Genomic DNA, 17530 nt, shown 5'->3' with positions numbered 1-17530 from the left:
AAAATAAAACAGCGAGCAGTTTAAACGGCTCGCTGCCCACATCAAGAATAATTCTTATTTTTATTCGTCTTACGCGGCGCGGCGAAAAGTCAGGTTGTAGCGGAATTGGTCGGTGAGCGGATGAAAACCGGGTTTGAGTGGCAGAATCCCGTGATAAAAAAGCCGTGATGCGCCCCCCCATACCACAACGTCCCCATGCTCCAGCATGATACGTTGTAAAGGGTCTCCGCGCTGCAGGCCCCCAAACTGAAATATGGCAGGCAACCCAAGCGAAATCGAAACTATGGGCTGGCGCAAATCAGGCTCGTCTTTATCCTGGTGCAGAGACAGTTTTGTACCTGTGGCATAGCGGTTGATCAGGCAGGCATCGGGTTCAAAATCCAGGTAACCCGCCGCACGTGAGGCTCGGTTGCAAATGGACAGGAATACATCAGGGATCAATGGCCAGCCCTGCCCGGTCAGCGGATCCTGCGGCGAATAGAGGTAGCCATGCTGATTGGTGCTCCAGCCTAACGCGCCGCAGTTGGTCATTGCCACCGACATGGTGTAGCCGCCGGGCGTCACCATATGGCGGAAAGGCGCCTGCTGAGAGACCTCCAGAACGCCGGCCATCAGCGCGCTGGCATCTTCCCGCGCGAAGCGGCGCAGGATTGTCGCCCCGTCAGCAAGGGGCTCTTCCCACGGAGATTCATCAGCAAACAAATCCAGCATTATTCTTTCTGCCTTCTCGTTTCGTTTTTCAGCAGCTGACGCTTGCGTTCCACGCCCCAGCGATAGCCTGATAGCCCCCCGTCGCTGCGGATCACGCGGTGACAGGGAATGGCAACCGCCAGCGTATTGGCCGCGCAGGCTCCGGCCACGGCCCGCACGGCGGCAGGTTTACCGATACGTTCCGCCAGCTCGCTATAGCTAACGGTGGATCCAGGCGGCACGGATCGTAGCGCCTGCCACACCTGTTGCTGAAATGCCGTCCCGCGAATATCCAGCGGCAGCGAAAAGTCAGCCGTAGGCGATTCAATAAAGCTTATTACCTGCGCCACGCGTGAAGCGAATGCCTCATCGCCAGGCGTAAGGTGTGAGGAGGGAAATTCAGTTTCCAGCTCACCAATAAGCGTTTCGGCGTTCTCGCCCAACAAAATTGCGCAAATACCGCGCTCGCTTTCCGCCACCAAAAACTCGCCTAGCTGGCAGGTACCAACCACAAACTGGACGTGGGCACGGGCTCCACCTTTACGATACTGGCTTGCCGTCATGCCCAGCGCAGCATCCGCCTGATGGTAATACGCGCTCCCTGACTGAAAACCTGCATCAAAAATGGCGTTTGTCACCCCTTTCCCTTGCGCCAGACCAGCACGTAAACGGCGAGCGCGGTGCGCTTTTTGCCATGCGTTTGGCGTCAGGCCCGTTACGCTTTTAAAGAGGCGATGGAAGTGAAAGCTGCTCATGGCGACCCGCCCGGCTAGCGCATCAAGGGTCAACGGTACTTCGCTGGATTCAATAATCCGGCAGGCCTCTTCAATGCGCGCCACTCGCTGGAGCTCAGGGGAAAGCTTATCCGGCTGGCAGCGCTTACAGGAGCGAAATCCCGCCTCTAGCGCCGCTTCGGAAGTAGCGTAGAAGACTGTATTTTCACGCAGCGGGCGGCGGGCGCTGCAGGAAGGCCGACAGAAAATACCGGTTGTTTTGACGGCAAAAACGAATTGCCCGTCAGCCTGTGTATCGCGCTGTTCCACCGCCTGCCAGCGTTGCTGCTCTGTGATGTACCCGTTTGTCTGCTTCATCATCGAGACCTCATGCTTACTATAACGATACCATCATGGCTGCGCGGGCCGGATGAAAAACTCGGATTCTTGCTTTTTAATTTTTTTCGTCAAGTAAGAAGGTTTTGAACTGTGGTGACATCCAGCTTCGGAACCCGTCCCCTTCTTTGCTGATAAGGTAAACGGCCAGGCCTTCTTTCTCCGCAACCTGTTTGGCTTTTTCTTCCCCAAGCACCATTAGCCCCGTGTCCCAACCGTCCGCTTCCATTGCCGTTGGTGCAATGACGGTAGCGGAAACTAATTTATGTTCGATAGGCCACCCGGTCTGGGGGTTAATGATGTGGGAAATACGCTTGCCGTCCAGCTCATAATAGTTGCGGTAACTGCCGGAGGTACTGATCCCGTGACCGTTGATATCCACCATTGCCTGCACGGCGTTCTCCCGATCGGTCGGTTTCTGGATAGCTACCCGCCAGGCTTGTCCCGCCGGATTAGCGCCGCGAGTCGTGACCGCGCCCCCGACAGAAACAAGATAGCGGCTAATGCCATTTTGCTCCATCAGACGGGCCAGATGATCGGCAGCGTAACCCTCACCAATCGTCGACAGATCGACATACAACCCGGGAAGATCCTTTTGTAGCCACTGCTTACCGGCCGCATTCACGACCTTCAGGTGCTGCAAGCCCGTTAAAGCTTTAGCAGCATCAATTTGTGCCTGATTCGGCGTGTGCAGAGGCTGTTTATCGGGTCCGAAACCCCACAAATTGACCAACGGCCCGACCGTAATATCCATCGCTCCGTCGGTTTTCGCACCGATGCGCAGCGACATCGTGACAATATCACTCATCGCCTCACTCACCGGATACGGATCGGTGCTGGTGGACTGATTAAAAAGGGAAAGCGCCGAGTCTTTTTTCCAGGTGGACATTAGCCGATCGTCGGCATCGAGCTGATCCTGAATTTTTCTCTTCAGCGAGGCTTTCTGTGCATCATCAACGTCCGCCAGGCTCACGCGCCAGTAAGTTCCCATGGTTTTCCCCTCAAGCACCATGGCCTTTGTGGCGTCAGGCTGAGCGTTATCGCAGCCTGAGAGAGCGAAAAGAGCGACGGCAAGCCAGCCGTGACGAATAATGCGTAAATCCATGGTGTCAGTCTCCAGTTTCGGGAGCGTAAGGGTACAGCAAAAGCGACCTGGAAAGAGAGCAAGCGGCGAGCCATTGAGGTTTGAGACATAAAAAAGGCGCCTTGCGGCGCCTTTATCTGCTTTAACAGGATTAGAACTGATAAACCAGGCCTACACCCACAACGTCATCGGTACCGATGCCCGCATTCTGAGTGAAGGTATTTTTGTCCAGCAGGTTGATTTTGTAGTCAACGTAGGTGGACATGTTTTTGTTGAAGTAGTAGGTCGCGCCCACATCAACATATTTCAGCAGATCCTGGTCGCCGTAGCCGTTTTCCAGGTCTTTGCCTTTAGACTGCAGGTAAGCCACGGATGGACGCAGACCGAAGTCGAACTGGTACTGGGCTACAACTTCGAAGTTCTGTGCTTTGTTAGCAAAGCCCAGGCTGCCAGCGCGGGTTGCGTTGTAGGTCTGGGTGTACTGAGTAGCCAGGTAGATGTTGTTCGCGTCGTATTTCAGGCCACCGGTGTAGGTGGTTGCGTCATCACCGTGACCCAGTACGCCAGCAGCATTCTGATCGGTAGTACGTTTAGAGCTGGAAATTGCTGAACCCAGGCTGAAACCTTCACCCAGGGCGTAAGTTACAGAACCACCGAAGCCGTCACCGTTCTGACGCAGAAGGCCACGACCGTTGTTGGTTTGACCTTCGCCGCTGGCGCTGCCGTTTTTACCCTGATACTGCAGAGCAAAGTTCAGGCCATCAACCAGACCGAAGAAGTCAGTGTTACGGTAGGTTGCCACGCCGTTAGCACGAGACTGCATGAAGTTATCAGAACCGTAGGTATCGCCACCGAATTCTGGCAGAACGTCGGTCCAGGAAGTCACGTCGTAAACAACGCCGTAGTTACGACCGTAGTCGAAAGAACCTGCGTCACCGAACTTCAGACCAGCAAAGCCCAGACGAGTCCAGGATTGGTTGCTGGAGTTTTCAGTGTTGTTCGCCTGAACGTTGTATTCCCACTGGCCGTAACCGGTCAGCTGGTCGTTGATCTGGGTTTCGCCCTTGAAGCCAAAGCGAACATAGGTCTGGTCGCCATCAGCGGTTTTATCGTTGGAGAAATAGTGCAGACCATCAACTTTACCGTACAGGTCTAATTTATTGCCGTCTTTGTTGTAAATTTCGGCTGCATTTGCAGCGCCTGCTACCAGCAGAGCCGGTACCAGAAGGGACAGTGCTTTAACTTTCATCTTATTAACCCTCTGTTATATGCCTTATTTTATTTACCACTGCTTACTGATTAACCCTCTAATCAGTCGGCAAATTCATTGTCCAAAACAAATACTGAATAATCCAACGAGAATATGATACGAAAACTATATAGATGTTTCATTCATCAATATAGATGTATCAAAATGTAAATTAGAGGGAACTTTTTTTAGCACGAATAGCTAAAAATATAAGCATTAATAATCAAAAAATAATAACAGCACAATTAAATCAATTAGTTACATCCAAAATAAAAAAGTAGCACTCAATGATAATTTTTTTATTAACTTAGGCGATAGAATCATTATCGCTATCATCATTAACTTTATTTATTACCGTCATTCGAATCTGAATGTCCGTTTACCCCTATTAGTACCGGATGCTTGCATCCGGTTTTTTTTTACTCATCTTTACACAAATTTAATATCTGTGTGCTAGCCATGCAATTTGTAACGTCTGTTAATTAATCAGTCTGCTTTTTTTCTCCATATTTCATACAGAATGCGGATTTTTCTTAAACAATTCTATTTCCCACGCCTAACATACCCTCAGCGAATATTTGTACAAATCTCGCCCGGCTGTACAAATTGCCAACAAGACTTAAGGTAAATTATTATTTAAGGATTTTTCCTAATAATCAGTCACCTGAAAAAAAACAGAGAACACCTTATACTGCGGTCAGATTGCTGACGACACCGCCATATAAAGGTATTCTTAGCACCTGCAAGCGCTAAAACGCTAAGGCGAAACGGCTCACTCAAGCAGTTGGGCTACCTATCATCCAGGATTGGCGAGGCTTCGCCGGGTTGCATACATACAATGAGCCAGTCTGAAAATACGCCGCTAAATAAGTTCTCACTGTTCCCCGGCAACATTACCCGCTTCTTTTTGCTGCTGATCGTCGTTCTGCTCGTTTCGATGGGCGTGCTGGTGCAAAGCGCAGTTAATGCCTGGCTAAAGGACAAAAGCTACCAGATTGTCGACATCACCCATGCTTTGCACAAGCGTGTAGAAACCTACCGTTACGCAACATGGCAAATCTATGACAACATCGCGACTGCCCCGGCAGCCTCTGGCGAAAACCTCCAGGAAACCCGGCTGCGTCAGGACGTCTATTACCTCGATAAACCACGAAGCAAAACCGAGGCGCTGATTTTTGGCTCCCATGACAGCTCCACGCTGGAAATGACGCAGCGGATATCCGGCTACCTGGACACGCTGTGGGGGGCCGAAAGTAGCCCGTGGTCGATGTACTACCTTAACGGCCAGGACAACAGCATGATTCTGGTCTCAACCCTGCCGCTCAAGGATCTGTCATCTGGTTTTAAAGACGCTGGCGTCGGTACCATCGTGGATTCACGCCGCGCGGAGATGCTGCAGCAGGCTAATGCCCTCGATGAGCGGGAAAGTTTCTCACCTCTGCGCAAACTTAACTGGCAAAACGGCCATTATTTCACGCTGAGAACTACGTTTAACCAGCCAGGGCATCTGGCAACCGTGGTCGCCTTCGATCTGCCGATTAACGATCTTATCCCGCCCACTATGTCACTGGACAGCTTCCAGCTGGATCCTGACGAACGCCAGCGGACAGCCGCGGCGACCTCAACGGATAAGGACGATCCGGACAGCGTTAGCATTAACTTTAATAGCGCCCGAATTGAAATTACTGCGCCGGTAGCGACCACGCAGCTCCAACTGGTGTGGCAAGTCCCGTTTGGGACGCTGATGATGGATACGCTGCAAAATATTCTTCTGCCGCTGCTGCTGAACATCGCGCTACTTGGTCTGGCCGTGTTTGGCTTTGCAACCTTCCGCCAGCAGCCTCAGCGACAGGCTGAAAGCAATCCGGGAAATGGCGAACTGCAAATACTGCGTGCGCTAAATGAAGAGATTGTGGCGATCCTGCCCCTTGGTCTGCTGGTTCACGACCTCGACGCGAACCGTACCGTGATCAGCAATAAAATTGCCGATCACCTGCTCCCTCACCTGAATTTGCAAAATATTATTTCGATGGCGGACCAGCATCAGGGAGTCATTCAGGCCACGGTCAATAACGAGCTGTATGAGATTCGCCAGTTCCGCAGCCAGATAGCGCCGCGCACGCAGATTTTTGTGATCCGCGATCAGGATCGCGAAATTCTGGTGAACAAAAAACTCAAACAGGCCCAGCGCCTTTATGAGAAAAATCAGCAGGGCCGGGCCGCCTTTATGCAGCACATCGGCGAAGCCCTGCAGCTTCCAGTGAAGCAACTGGCAGAACATGCCGCAGAAATTAACGACAGTAAACATCTGCAGCTTGCAAACGATGCCCAGGTCATTGTTCGCCTGGTCGATGAGATCCAGCTCCTCAACATGCTGGAAGCCGACAGCTGGAAAACCAGCGTCAGCGAGTTTTCTATTCAGTCCCTGATTGATGAAGTTGTCCTGTCGATGCTGCCGATTATCAAGCGCAAAGGGCTACAGCTACTTATCAACAACAATTTGCCGGCCGATGAGAAACGCCATGGCGACAAAGACGTGCTGCGCAAAATCCTTGAGCTGCTGTTGCACTATTCCGTGACCACTACGCAGATTGGCAAAATTACGCTTGATATCAGCGAGGAAGAAGCCGGGCCAGATCGCTTATTGTTCCGCGTTCTGGACACCGGTAACGGCATTGGCGGCGGCGAAATTGATAACCTGCATTTCCCGTTCCTCAACGAAACCAGCGAAGATCGCTATGGGCAGGCCAACGGACTGGCTTTCTACCTTTGCGATCGCCTTGCTCGTAAGCTAGGCGGGCATCTGAACATCAAAACGCGCCCGGACATCGGCACACGCTATAATTTACACATCAGAATGGCCGCCGAGCCCCAGGCAGATTCGCGGGATGAAAGACTGCTGGATGACGTTGTAGCGATGCTGGATATCACCTCCAACGAAGTTCGGACGATTGTGACCCGAATGCTGGAAAACTGGGGCGCAAACTGCATTTCCCCGGACGAAAGACTCGCGAGTCAAGACTTTGATATCTTCCTCACTGATAATCCGTCTAATCTTACTGCTTCGGGCTTGCTTTTAAGCGATGATGAAAACGGAATGCGGAAGATTGCACCTGGCCAGTTCAGGGTAAACTTTAATATCAGCAATGCGATGCAGGACGCCGTTCTGCAGCTGATTGAAAACCAACTGGCGGAAGAAGGCACACCGGATTCGCCTCTGGGCGGCGACGAAAACGCTCAGCTGCATGCCAGCGGTTATTACGCGCTGTTTGTCGACACGGTACCGGAAGATGTCACCAGACTGTATACTGAATCTGAAGCGGGCGACTTTGCCGCTCTGGCGCAGACTGCGCACCGCCTGAAGGGCGTGTTTGCGATGCTGAATCTGGTGCCCGGCAAACAGTTATGTGAAACCTTGGAGCACCACATTCGTGAAAGTGATGCTCCAAACATACAAAAATATATCAGCGACATTGATGCTTACGTCAAAAGTCTGCTGTAGCAAGGTAGCCTATTACATGAACAACATGAACGTAATTATTGCTGACGACCATCCAATTGTTCTGTTCGGCATTCGCAAATCTCTTGAGCAGATCGAATGGGTGAATGTTGTCGGTGAATTCGAAGACTCCACGGCACTTATCAATAACTTACCAAAGCTTGATGCCAATGTTCTGATCACCGATCTGTCCATGCCCGGCGACAAATACGGGGACGGCATCACGCTGATTAAATACATTAAGCGTCACTTCCCTAACCTGTCGATCATCGTGCTGACCATGAACAACAACCCGGCTATTCTTAGCGCCGTGTTGGATCTGGACATTGAAGGGATTGTGTTAAAACAGGGTGCCCCAACCGATCTGCCTAAAGCGCTTGCCGCGTTGCAGAAAGGCAAGAAATTCACCCCTGAGAGCGTTTCTCGCCTGCTGGAAAAAATCAGCGCAGGTGGCTATGGCGATAAGCGCCTGTCGCCGAAGGAAAGCGAAGTCCTCCGCCTGTTCGCCGAAGGCTTCCTGGTGACTGAGATAGCCCGTAAGCTGAACCGCAGCATCAAAACCATCAGTAGCCAAAAGAAATCAGCGATGATGAAGCTGGGCGTGGAGAACGACATTGCCCTGCTGAATTACCTTTCCTCAGTGAGCCTGACGCCGGCGGACAAAGAATAATCTCCGCCACGGCCACCAAGAAAAAGCCCCGCATTTTCATGCGGGGCTTTTTTATGCGCTTAGTTTACGAGGCATCGCGCGTACTTCGCACCCGGGCAGCATAAACCGCCAGCGTCTGCTTAATCACATCCAGCGTGACCGGCTTAGACAGGCAGCTGTCCATACCGGATTCCAGACAGCGCTGCTTCTCTTCCGCCAGTGCGTTTGCCGTCACGCCGATGACCGGCAGCGTCAGCCCCAGCTGGCGAATGCGCTGCGTCAGGCGATAGCCGTCCATATTCGGCATGTTGACGTCGCTGAGTACGATATCAATATGATTTTTGCTGAGCACGTTCAGCGCATCGATCCCGTCATTCGCCGTTTTGCACTGATAGCCGAGCGAACCGAGCTGATCCGCCAACAGGCGACGGTTGATCGGATGGTCATCCACCACCAGAATCATCATGTCATCGTTGCGCTCGCTTATCTCGCTGGCTGCGGTCAGCCCCGGGTTACTGCCAGGCACATCAACGGTGATGCTGTATATCCGTCCCAGCAGCGGCAGCAGCTCGTGTGGCGCTGCGACGCTGTGTACCCAACAGCCGGGTTCAAATTCAACGGGAATACCGATATGGCGGCGGCAGAAGACGATCGCCGCCCTGCCGCCCCACGGCGCCGCCAGATTATCATCGGTAATCAGGATATCGTCGCTGCCCGGCGTTTCACCCGACCAGGATTGCGCCTGTAGTCCGTTTTTGATCAGCAAAGATTCCAGGTAACTGCTGAGATAATCATTGCGAATAGCCAGCCAGCAGCGCTTTTCCGCCAGCCCTTCAACATTATTCTTCGGCGCAAACTGCGCTTTATACAGCGGAATACGCACCGTAAACTGACTGCCCATTCCCGACTCGGTATCCACCGAGATATCGCCGTCCATCATGCTGATAAGCTTTTCACAAATCGCCAGCCCCAGCCCGGTTCCCTGGAAATTACGCTGCACGCCGGTTCCGACCTGGAAGAACGGGTCAAAAAGCCGGGTCACTTCTTTGGCCGGGATCCCTACCCCGGTGTCGCGCACCCGGAAGCTCAGGTAATCACCGTTGATCGAAACATGCAGGATAATACAGCCAATATCGGTGAACTTAATCGCATTACTCAGCAAGTTGGAGATAACCTGCTGCAGCCGCATGGGATCGCCCTGCAGCGTTAACGGCACATCATCGTCGATAAAGCAGTACAGCCCCAATTGCTTGCGAACCACCAGCGGCAGGTAGTTGGCGGTAATGTGGCTCATCACCTCGCGGGGAGAAAACTCACGCGGCTCAATCTTCAACTGCTCTGATTCAATTTTCGAGAAGTCGAGGATGTCGCTGATGATTTTCAGCAGTAGGCTAGATGAGTTGTTCATCGCCGTGACCAGTCTGTCCACGCCCTTCGGCAGCTCTTTAGTCTGCAGGAGATCGAGGTTACCGATAATGCCGTACAGCGGCGTACGCAGTTCGTGGCTGACGGTGGCGAGGAACATCGATTTAGACTGGCTTGCCTGCTCCGAGGCCTGAGCCATCTCCTGCAGGGACTCCTCCATCTTCACGCGGGCGCTAACGTCAACCAGCACGCAAATTGCCACGTTCTCATTGCGATAGCGCGAATGCACAAAGCTGATCTGCAGATTGGTGTGGTTGCTGGTCATCACATCGACAAAATTGACCTGCTGGCCGCAGATAATCTGCGTCAGCCGCTGCCTGTCTTCGTGCGTCAGCATATTGAGGTAATTGTGTGCCAGCTCGTTACTCAGAATATTTGTGCCGTCCTGGGTACGCAAAATACAGATACCCACGGGCGCAGACGCGACGATCTTCCGGTTGAACTGCTCGTGCTCCTCCAGCCGCTGGGCATCGCTTTCGGCCGGAATAAAGATCCGGCGCTCATACATTCGCGCCAGGGTAAACAGCACAATGGCCACCAGGACGTTGAGTAAAACCGCATTGAGGATAAGCATTCTGATGCTTTCCAGCACCAGATCGACAGGCACAGAGTAAATCACGCTCAGCGAGGACGGCGGCAGGTTTTTCTTTAGTACCAGCGCCTTAAAGCCAGAGGTATAGCCGAACCAGGAGCGATCCTGAATCCAGCGACTTTCCGGTTCAATGCGCGATTCCGGGCCGGTCAGCGATATCAGCGGGTGCCCGTTTTCATCCAGAATAGTGACGCCAATAGGCAGCGTGCCCGGCGTCAGGAAGTTCTCCATGCGCACCGTTTGCTCAATCCCCAGCAGGGCCTGGAGGCGGTTGGCCAGGTAAACCGGCGTCAGCGTGTAGAAATAGCCAATGCCTGGGCGCGGCCCCTGCCCAATCCAGTAAATGCTGTTAGCCCTTTCATCCTGCGGAGCAGTGCGATACTTCATGATACGTTCATGCAACGTTTTCAGCGCGTTTTCCCGCTCCAGCGGCATATCACGCAGCCCAAAATCTGCCATGCAAAGATTATCGCCGCCAATCAGGAACACCCGGTTAAGATCGTACGCAGCGGAGAAGTTATCGCGCCAGTAGCGCAGGAACCAGGAGAGAGACTGCAGCGAGCTTCGCCAGGTCACGCTCACTGCCGAACAGTCAGAGTCCGGGAAGAGCGGCATAAACGTCGGCGCCTCGGTTTTATCCGCGCTTTGATCGAGCGGAGGAAGCACGCCATTGGGCGCCGTGAGGCGATTTTCAGCAATATACTTCAGCTCTTTCACCACGTCCGAAGTGCGCTGGATGTAGCGCTGGGCCTGGTCAAAGCTGATGTTAAACTCCTGACGAATCTCCGACTCTTTATCATGCAGCGCGTTGACGATGTAAAACACGGAAAACAGCGCGATAAGCAGCCAGAGCAGAAGCGCCAGCGCCCTGAACAGGTAGCGCGAAATTTTAAGGGTGCTGCGAAAAGAGACGAAGTATTTCAAATTGGGCCTGAAAGTACACGAGCGAGTGAACGGAGATGCGCTTAAGGTAGCCGCAAAACCTTTGTCCCGCAACGGCAAACAAAAAGGGCCGCCAAAGCGACCCTTTATTTACGACTATTCCGGATTATTCGTCCGCTTCGTCGGCAACATCATCATCGGTATCCGCTTCAGGCGCGATATCATCGTCCCCTTCCGCTACGCTACCGTCGATGCTATCCAGCTCTTCGTCATCCACAGGTTCGGCGACGCGCTGCAGGCCCACAACGCTTTCGTCTTCCGCAGTACGGATGAGAATAACGCCCTGGGTGTTACGCCCGACCACGCTGACTTCAGACACACGGGTACGCACCAGCGTACCGGCATCGGTGATCATCATGATCTGATCGGTATCTTCCACCTGCACCGCCCCAACGACGCTGCCGTTACGTTCGGTGACTTTGATGGAGATAACGCCCTGCGTTGCACGAGACTTGGTTGGATACTCGGCCGCCGCGGTGCGTTTCCCGTAACCATTCTGGGTGACGGTCAGAATCGCACCGTCGCCGCGAGGAATGATCAGAGACACCACTTTGTCGTCACCGGCAAGCTTGATCCCGCGAACGCCCGTTGCGGTACGGCCCATGGTACGAACGGCGTCTTCTTTGAAGCGCACCACTTTACCTGCAGCCGAGAACAGCATGGCTTCGTCGCTACCGTTGGTTAAATCAACGCCAATCAGCTCGTCACCCTCGTTAAGGTTAACGGCGATGATGCCCGCTGAACGCGGACGGCTGAAGTCGGTCAGCGCAGTTTTCTTCACGGTACCGCTTGCGGTCGCCATGAACACGTTGATCCCTTCTGCGTACTCGCGCACCGGCAGAATCGCGGTAATACGCTCGTCCTGCTCCAGCGGCAGCAGGTTCACAATTGGACGGCCACGCGCGCCACGGCTCGCTTCCGGCAGCTGATAAACCTTCATCCAGTACAGGCGACCACGGCTGGAGAACAGCAGGATCGTATCGTGGGTGTTGGCCACCAGCAGGCGGTCAATAAAGTCTTCTTCCTTAATACGGGCGGCCGACTTGCCTTTGCCGCCGCGGCGCTGCGCTTCATAATCGGTCAGCGGCTGATACTTCACATAGCCCTGGTGAGACAGGGTGACCACCACATCTTCCTGGTTGATCAGATCTTCAATATTGATATCGGCGGTATTGGCGGTGATCTCGGTGCGACGATTATCGCCGAACTGGTCGCGCATCGCTTCCAGCTCTTCGCGAATCACTTCCATCAGGCGCTCTGCGCTGCCCAGGATGTGCAGTAATTCAGCGATCTGCTCCAGCAGCTCTTTATACTCGTCGAGCAGTTTTTCGTGCTCAAGGCCGGTCAGTTTCTGCAGACGCAGATCCAGAATCGCCTGAGCCTGCTGCTCGGTGAGGAAATATTTACCGTCGCGGATGCCAAACTCTGGCTCCAGCCACTCAGGACGCGCGGCATCGTCGCCCGCGCGCTCAAGCATGGCAGAAACGTTGCCCAAGTCCCAAGAACGGGCCACCAGGCTCGCTTTCGCTTCGGCAGCATTTGGCGAGTTACGGATAAGTTCAATGATCGGGTCGATGTTCGCCAGGGCGATCGCCAGACCTTCAAGGATGTGGGCACGATCGCGGGCTTTGCGCAATTCGAAGATGGTACGACGGGTCACCACTTCGCGGCGGTGGCGCACGAACGCAGACAGGATCTCTTTCAGGGTCATGATCTTCGGCTGACCATGGTGCAATGCCACCATGTTAATACCGAAGGAAACCTGCAGCTGCGTCTGGGAATACAGATTATTGAGCACCACTTCGCCCACGGCGTCGCGTTTAATCTCAATAACAATGCGCATACCGTCTTTATCAGACTCATCGCGCAGGGCGCTGATGCCTTCCACGCGTTTGTCTTTCACCAGCTCGGCGATTTTCTCGATCAGGCGAGCTTTGTTCACCTGATACGGAATTTCGTGAACGATGATGGTCTCACGGCCGGTCTTCGCGTCCGCTTCTACTTCAGCACGGGCGCGAATATAAATTTTACCGCGGCCGGTACGATACGCTTCTTCAATACCGCGGCGGCCGTTAATGATAGCGGCGGTCGGGAAATCCGGGCCTGGGATGTGCTCCATCAGCCCTTCAACGCTGATGTTCTCGTCTTCAATATAGGCGAGGCAGCCGTTAATCACTTCAGTAATGTTGTGCGGCGGAATGTTCGTCGCCATCCCGACTGCGATACCGGATGAACCGTTTACCAGCAGGTTAGGGATTTTGGTTGGCATGACATCTGGAATTTTTTCGGTGCCGTCGTAGTTATCGACGAAATCAACCGTCTCTTTTTCCAGGTCGGCCATCAGCTCGTGGGCGATTTTCGACATACGGATTTCCGTATAACGCATCGCCGCGGCGGAGTCGCCGTCTACGGAACCGAAGTTACCCTGGCCGTCGACCAGCATGTAACGCAGGGAAAATGGCTGTGCCATACGGACGATGGTGTCATAAACCGCGGTATCACCATGAGGGTGATATTTACCGATAACGTCACCAACAACACGGGCGGATTTTTTGTATGCTTTGTTCCAGTCATTGCCCAATACGTTCATCGCGTAAAGCACGCGACGGTGTACCGGCTTAAGTCCATCGCGGACATCTGGCAGTGCGCGGCCGACAATAACCGACATCGCATAATCCAGATACGAGCTCTTTAGCTCTTCCTCAATGTTGACCGGCGTAATTTCTCTGGCAAGGTCGCTCATGTAACCGCTATCCCTCTACTGTTTTCCCGGATTCAAAGGTCGCAAATTATAACACATCCGGCCCTGTGTGGGGAAACCTCAACGCAATTGTCGGCGCTTTATTCACGCCGTTAGCCTGATATACTGCCAGCCTTAACATCTGCAAGGAGTCACCGCTGTAATGAATGCTGAAAACCAACCGGTTATGCAGAACGTCGACCACGAGGAAATCGCCAAATTTGAAGCTGTCGCTTCCCGCTGGTGGGATCTGGAAGGTGAATTTAAGCCGCTGCACCGCATCAACCCGCTGCGTTTGGGCTATATCAACCAGCGCGCCGGTGGGCTGTTCGGCAAAACCGTGCTCGACGTTGGCTGCGGCGGCGGTATTCTGGCGGAAAGCATGGCTCGTGAAGGTGCCAACGTCACCGGCCTGGATATGGGCTTTGAACCGCTGCAGGTGGCTCGCCTTCACGCACTGGAAAGCGGCGTTAAGGTGGACTATGTCCAGGAGACGGTTGAAGAACACGCGAGCAAACACGCCGGGCAGTACGACGTCGTAACCTGTATGGAAATGCTGGAGCACGTACCTGACCCACAATCTGTGGTTCACGCCTGCGCGCGTTTAGTCAAACCCGGCGGCCACGTCTTCTTCTCTACCATTAACCGCAATGGCAAAGCCTGGCTGATGGCCGTCGTCGGCGCAGAGTATGTGATGCGCATGGTGCCGAAAGGCACGCACGATGTTAAAAAGTTTATCAAGCCCGCCGAACTCTTACGCTGGGTGGATGAAACCCCGCTGCGTGAACGCCACATGACCGGACTACATTTCAACCCAATCACCAACGCATTCAAGCTGGGCCCTGGGGTAGATGTTAATTATATGCTGCATACTGAAGCGTAAATCGGCATATCGTATAAGAATTGATTATCGATAATTGCGCCAGAACCGTTGCGCAATTATCGGTGAAGTTTAAGAAATCAGCACCCGATCAAAATTTTCATTTTTTTTGCATCCCATTGACAATTCCCTCAAGCCTTATGTGACGTGGACTTACGAAAAAAGTCCCTCGCCGAACCTCATTTTAGCGTCGAAATCAATACTTGTACTGAACGGATTCCTTACTAGAATACTCACCATCTAGTGACCATTTTGTCACCCACCCCCTATATATAGTATTTATCCACAGAGTTAGTCACAGGCTGGCGGATGTGTATAAATCAGGGGAAAACTCATCTCACGGACAGGTAAAACTCACATGAATCAGAGTCTGCTGGTTACAAAACGCGATGGCAGCAAAGAGCGCATCAATCTGGATAAAATTCATCGGGTACTCGACTGGGCCGCTGAGGGTCTGAACAACGTCTCCGTTTCCCAGGTTGAACTGCGTTCCCATATCCAGTTTTACGACGGCATCAAGACCTCTGACATTCATGAAACCATCATCAAGGCAGCCGCGGACCTGATCTCCCGTGACGCCCCGGATTATCAGTATCTCGCCGCACGCCTGGCGATTTTCCACCTGCGTAAAAAAGCCTACGGCCAGTTCGAGCCGCCGAAGCTTTACGATCAGGTTGTGAAAATGGTTGAGATGGGCAAATACGATCGTCACCTGCTGGAAGACTACACGGAAGAAGAGTTCGAGCAGATGAACGATTTCATCGATCACTGGCGTGACATGAACTTCTCTTACGCGGCGGTGAAGCAGCTCGAAGGTAAATACCTCGTGCAGAACCGCGTTTCCGGTGAGATCTACGAAAGCGCGCAGTTCCTCTATATTTTGGTCGCCGCCTGCCTGTTCTCCGGCTACCCGCGTGAAACTCGCCTCAGCTACGTGAAACGTTTCTACGACGCGGTTTCCACCTTCAAGATTTCCCTGCCTACGCCAATTATGTCCGGCGTGCGCACCCCGACCCGTCAGTTCAGCTCCTGCGTACTGATCGAATGCGGCGACAGCCTGGATTCCATTAACGCTACCTCCAGCGCAATCGTGAAATACGTTTCCCAGCGCGCAGGTATCGGCATCAACGCCGGCCGCATTCGTGCGCTGGGCAGCCCGATTCGCGGCGGTGAAGCGTTCCACACGGGCTGTATTCCATTCTATAAACACTTCCAGACTGCGGTGAAGTCCTGCTCCCAGGGCGGCGTGCGCGGCGGGGCAGCGACGCTGTTCTACCCGATGTGGCACCTGGAAGTAGAAAGCCTGCTGGTGCTGAAAAACAACCGCGGCGTGGAAGGCAACCGCGTGCGACACATGGACTACGGCGTACAGATCAACAAGCTGATGTACACCCGCCTGCTAAAAGGCGAAGAGATCACCCTGTTCAGCCCGTCTGACGTGCCAGGGCTGTACGACGCCTTCTTCGCCGACCAGGACGAATTTGAGCGCCTGTACACCAAATACGAAAAAGACGACAGCATCCGCAAACAGCGCGTCAAAGCGGTGGATCTGTTCTCCCTGATGATGCAGGAGCGCGCTTCCACCGGCCGTATCTACATCCAGAACGTTGACCATTGCAACACCCACAGCCCGTTTGATCCGGCGATCGCTCCGGTGCGCCAGTCCAACCTGTGCCTGGAAATCGCCCTGCCGACCAAACCTCTGGACGACGTTAACGACGAAAACGGCGAAATCGCCCTGTGTACGCTGTCCGCGTTCAACCTTGGCGTGATTAACAGCCTGGACGATCTGGAAGAGATGGCGGTGCTGGCCGTGCGTGCACTGGACGCCCTGCTCGACTACCAGGATTACCCGATTCTGGCGGCAAAACGCGGCGCGATGGGCCGTCGTACCCTGGGTATCGGCGTGATTAACTTTGCCTATTATCTGGCGAAGCACGGCGTACGATACTCCGACGGCAGCGCAAACAACCTGACGCACAAGACTTTCGAAGCCATTCAGTACTACCTGCTGAAAGCGTCAAATGAACTGGCGAAAGAGCAAGGTGCCTGCCCGTGGTTCAACGAAACCACCTACGCGAAAGGCATCCTGCCAATCGACACCTATAAGAAAGACCTGGATGCGATCAGTAACGAGCCTCTGCATCTGGACTGGGAAGGCCTGCGTGAGTCCATCCAAACTCACGGCCTGCGTAACTCCACGCTTTCTGCCCTGATGCCGTCCGAGACCTCTTCGCAGATCTCCAACGCCACCAACGGCATTGAGCCGCCGCGCGGCCACATCAGTATTAAAGCGTCGAAAGACGGGATCCTGCGTCAGGTTGTGCCGGATTATGAAGCGCTGAAAAACAACTACGAGCTGCTGTGGGAAATGCCGGGCAACGACGGCTATCTGCAGCTGGTTGGCCTGATGCAGAAGTTTATCGACCAGTCGATCTCTGCCAACACCAACTACGACCCAACGCGCTTCCCGTCAGGCAAAGTGCCAATGCAGCAGTTGCTGAAGGATCTGCTCACCGCCTATAAATTCGGCGTGAAGACCCTGTACTATCAAAACACCCGTGACGGCGCGGAAGACACTCAGGATGACCTGGCGCCTTCCATCCAGGACGATGGCTGCGAAAGCGGCGCATGTAAGATTTAACGCTTAATCCCCTCTTACGAGGGGATT

The 17530-nt window shown here is 53.5% G+C and carries 10 protein-coding genes; 4 read left to right on the top strand and 6 right to left on the bottom strand.

What is annotated here, in order from left to right; all coding sequences use genetic code 11:
- Window positions 1–69: 69 nt before the first annotated feature.
- From alkB to F3J29_RS02235, 4 genes are all read right to left on the bottom strand, one after another.
- On the bottom strand, window positions 70–711 hold the full coding sequence (gene alkB / locus F3J29_RS02250; protein ID WP_166862666.1) for a DNA oxidative demethylase AlkB: 642 nt from the start codon (window positions 709–711) through the stop codon (window positions 70–72).
- Entirely contained in the window at window positions 711–1781 is a 1071-nt protein-coding gene (gene ada / locus F3J29_RS02245) for a bifunctional DNA-binding transcriptional regulator/O6-methylguanine-DNA methyltransferase Ada (RefSeq protein ID WP_166864863.1), read from the bottom strand. Before ada ends, alkB begins: the two co-directional genes overlap by 1 nt.
- Before the next feature lie 76 nt (window positions 1782–1857).
- A complete protein-coding gene (gene apbE / locus F3J29_RS02240; RefSeq protein WP_166862665.1) occupies window positions 1858–2904 on the bottom strand; it encodes an FAD:protein FMN transferase ApbE in 1047 nt (348 codons plus the stop codon).
- Window positions 2905–3034: 130 nt separating this feature from the next.
- Window positions 3035–4132 (bottom strand): porin OmpC, encoded by a 1098-nt coding sequence (locus tag F3J29_RS02235; protein ID WP_166862664.1) that lies wholly within the window; start codon window positions 4130–4132, stop codon window positions 3035–3037.
- 838 nt (window positions 4133–4970) lie between these two features.
- Between F3J29_RS02235 and rcsD the strand changes: the two genes are divergently transcribed.
- Together rcsD and rcsB are read left to right on the top strand one after the other, a co-directional pair.
- The gene (gene rcsD / locus F3J29_RS02230; RefSeq protein WP_166862663.1) at window positions 4971–7634 is read left to right on the top strand and encodes a phosphotransferase RcsD; all 2664 of its coding nucleotides are present in this window, start codon (window positions 4971–4973) and stop codon (window positions 7632–7634) included.
- 16 nt (window positions 7635–7650) lie between these two features.
- Window positions 7651–8301, top strand: coding sequence for a response regulator transcription factor RcsB (gene rcsB / locus F3J29_RS02225; protein WP_166862661.1), 651 nt, complete (start codon window positions 7651–7653; stop codon window positions 8299–8301).
- Between the two features lie 64 nt (window positions 8302–8365).
- Here the strand turns inward: rcsB and rcsC are convergent, their stop codons facing one another.
- On the bottom strand, window positions 8366–11221 hold the full coding sequence (gene rcsC, locus F3J29_RS02220) for a two-component system sensor histidine kinase RcsC (RefSeq protein WP_166862659.1): 2856 nt from the start codon (window positions 11219–11221) through the stop codon (window positions 8366–8368).
- Window positions 11222–11345: 124 nt separating this feature from the next.
- Window positions 11346–13982 carry a DNA topoisomerase (ATP-hydrolyzing) subunit A gene (gene gyrA / locus F3J29_RS02215; RefSeq protein ID WP_008459847.1) on the bottom strand — a complete coding sequence of 879 codons (2637 nt, stop codon included), beginning with the start codon at window positions 13980–13982 and terminating at the stop codon, window positions 11346–11348.
- 160 nt (window positions 13983–14142) lie between these two features.
- On the opposite strand from gyrA, the gene ubiG reads away from it, so the two are divergent.
- Window positions 14143–14862: a bifunctional 2-polyprenyl-6-hydroxyphenol methylase/3-demethylubiquinol 3-O-methyltransferase UbiG gene (gene ubiG / locus F3J29_RS02210; protein WP_166862657.1), complete on the top strand. Its 720-nt coding sequence runs from the start codon at window positions 14143–14145 to the stop codon at window positions 14860–14862.
- 355 nt (window positions 14863–15217) lie between these two features.
- Complete coding sequence (nrdA, locus tag F3J29_RS02205) at window positions 15218–17503, top strand: class 1a ribonucleoside-diphosphate reductase subunit alpha (RefSeq protein ID WP_166862655.1); 2286 nt, start codon at window positions 15218–15220, stop codon at window positions 17501–17503.
- Window positions 17504–17530 lie beyond the last annotated feature (27 nt).

Source organism: Enterobacter sp. Cy-643, assembly GCF_011752815.1.
In the GTDB taxonomy this organism is placed as follows: domain Bacteria; phylum Pseudomonadota; class Gammaproteobacteria; order Enterobacterales; family Enterobacteriaceae; genus Cedecea.
This window is presented reverse-complemented; position numbering and strand designations above follow the sequence as displayed.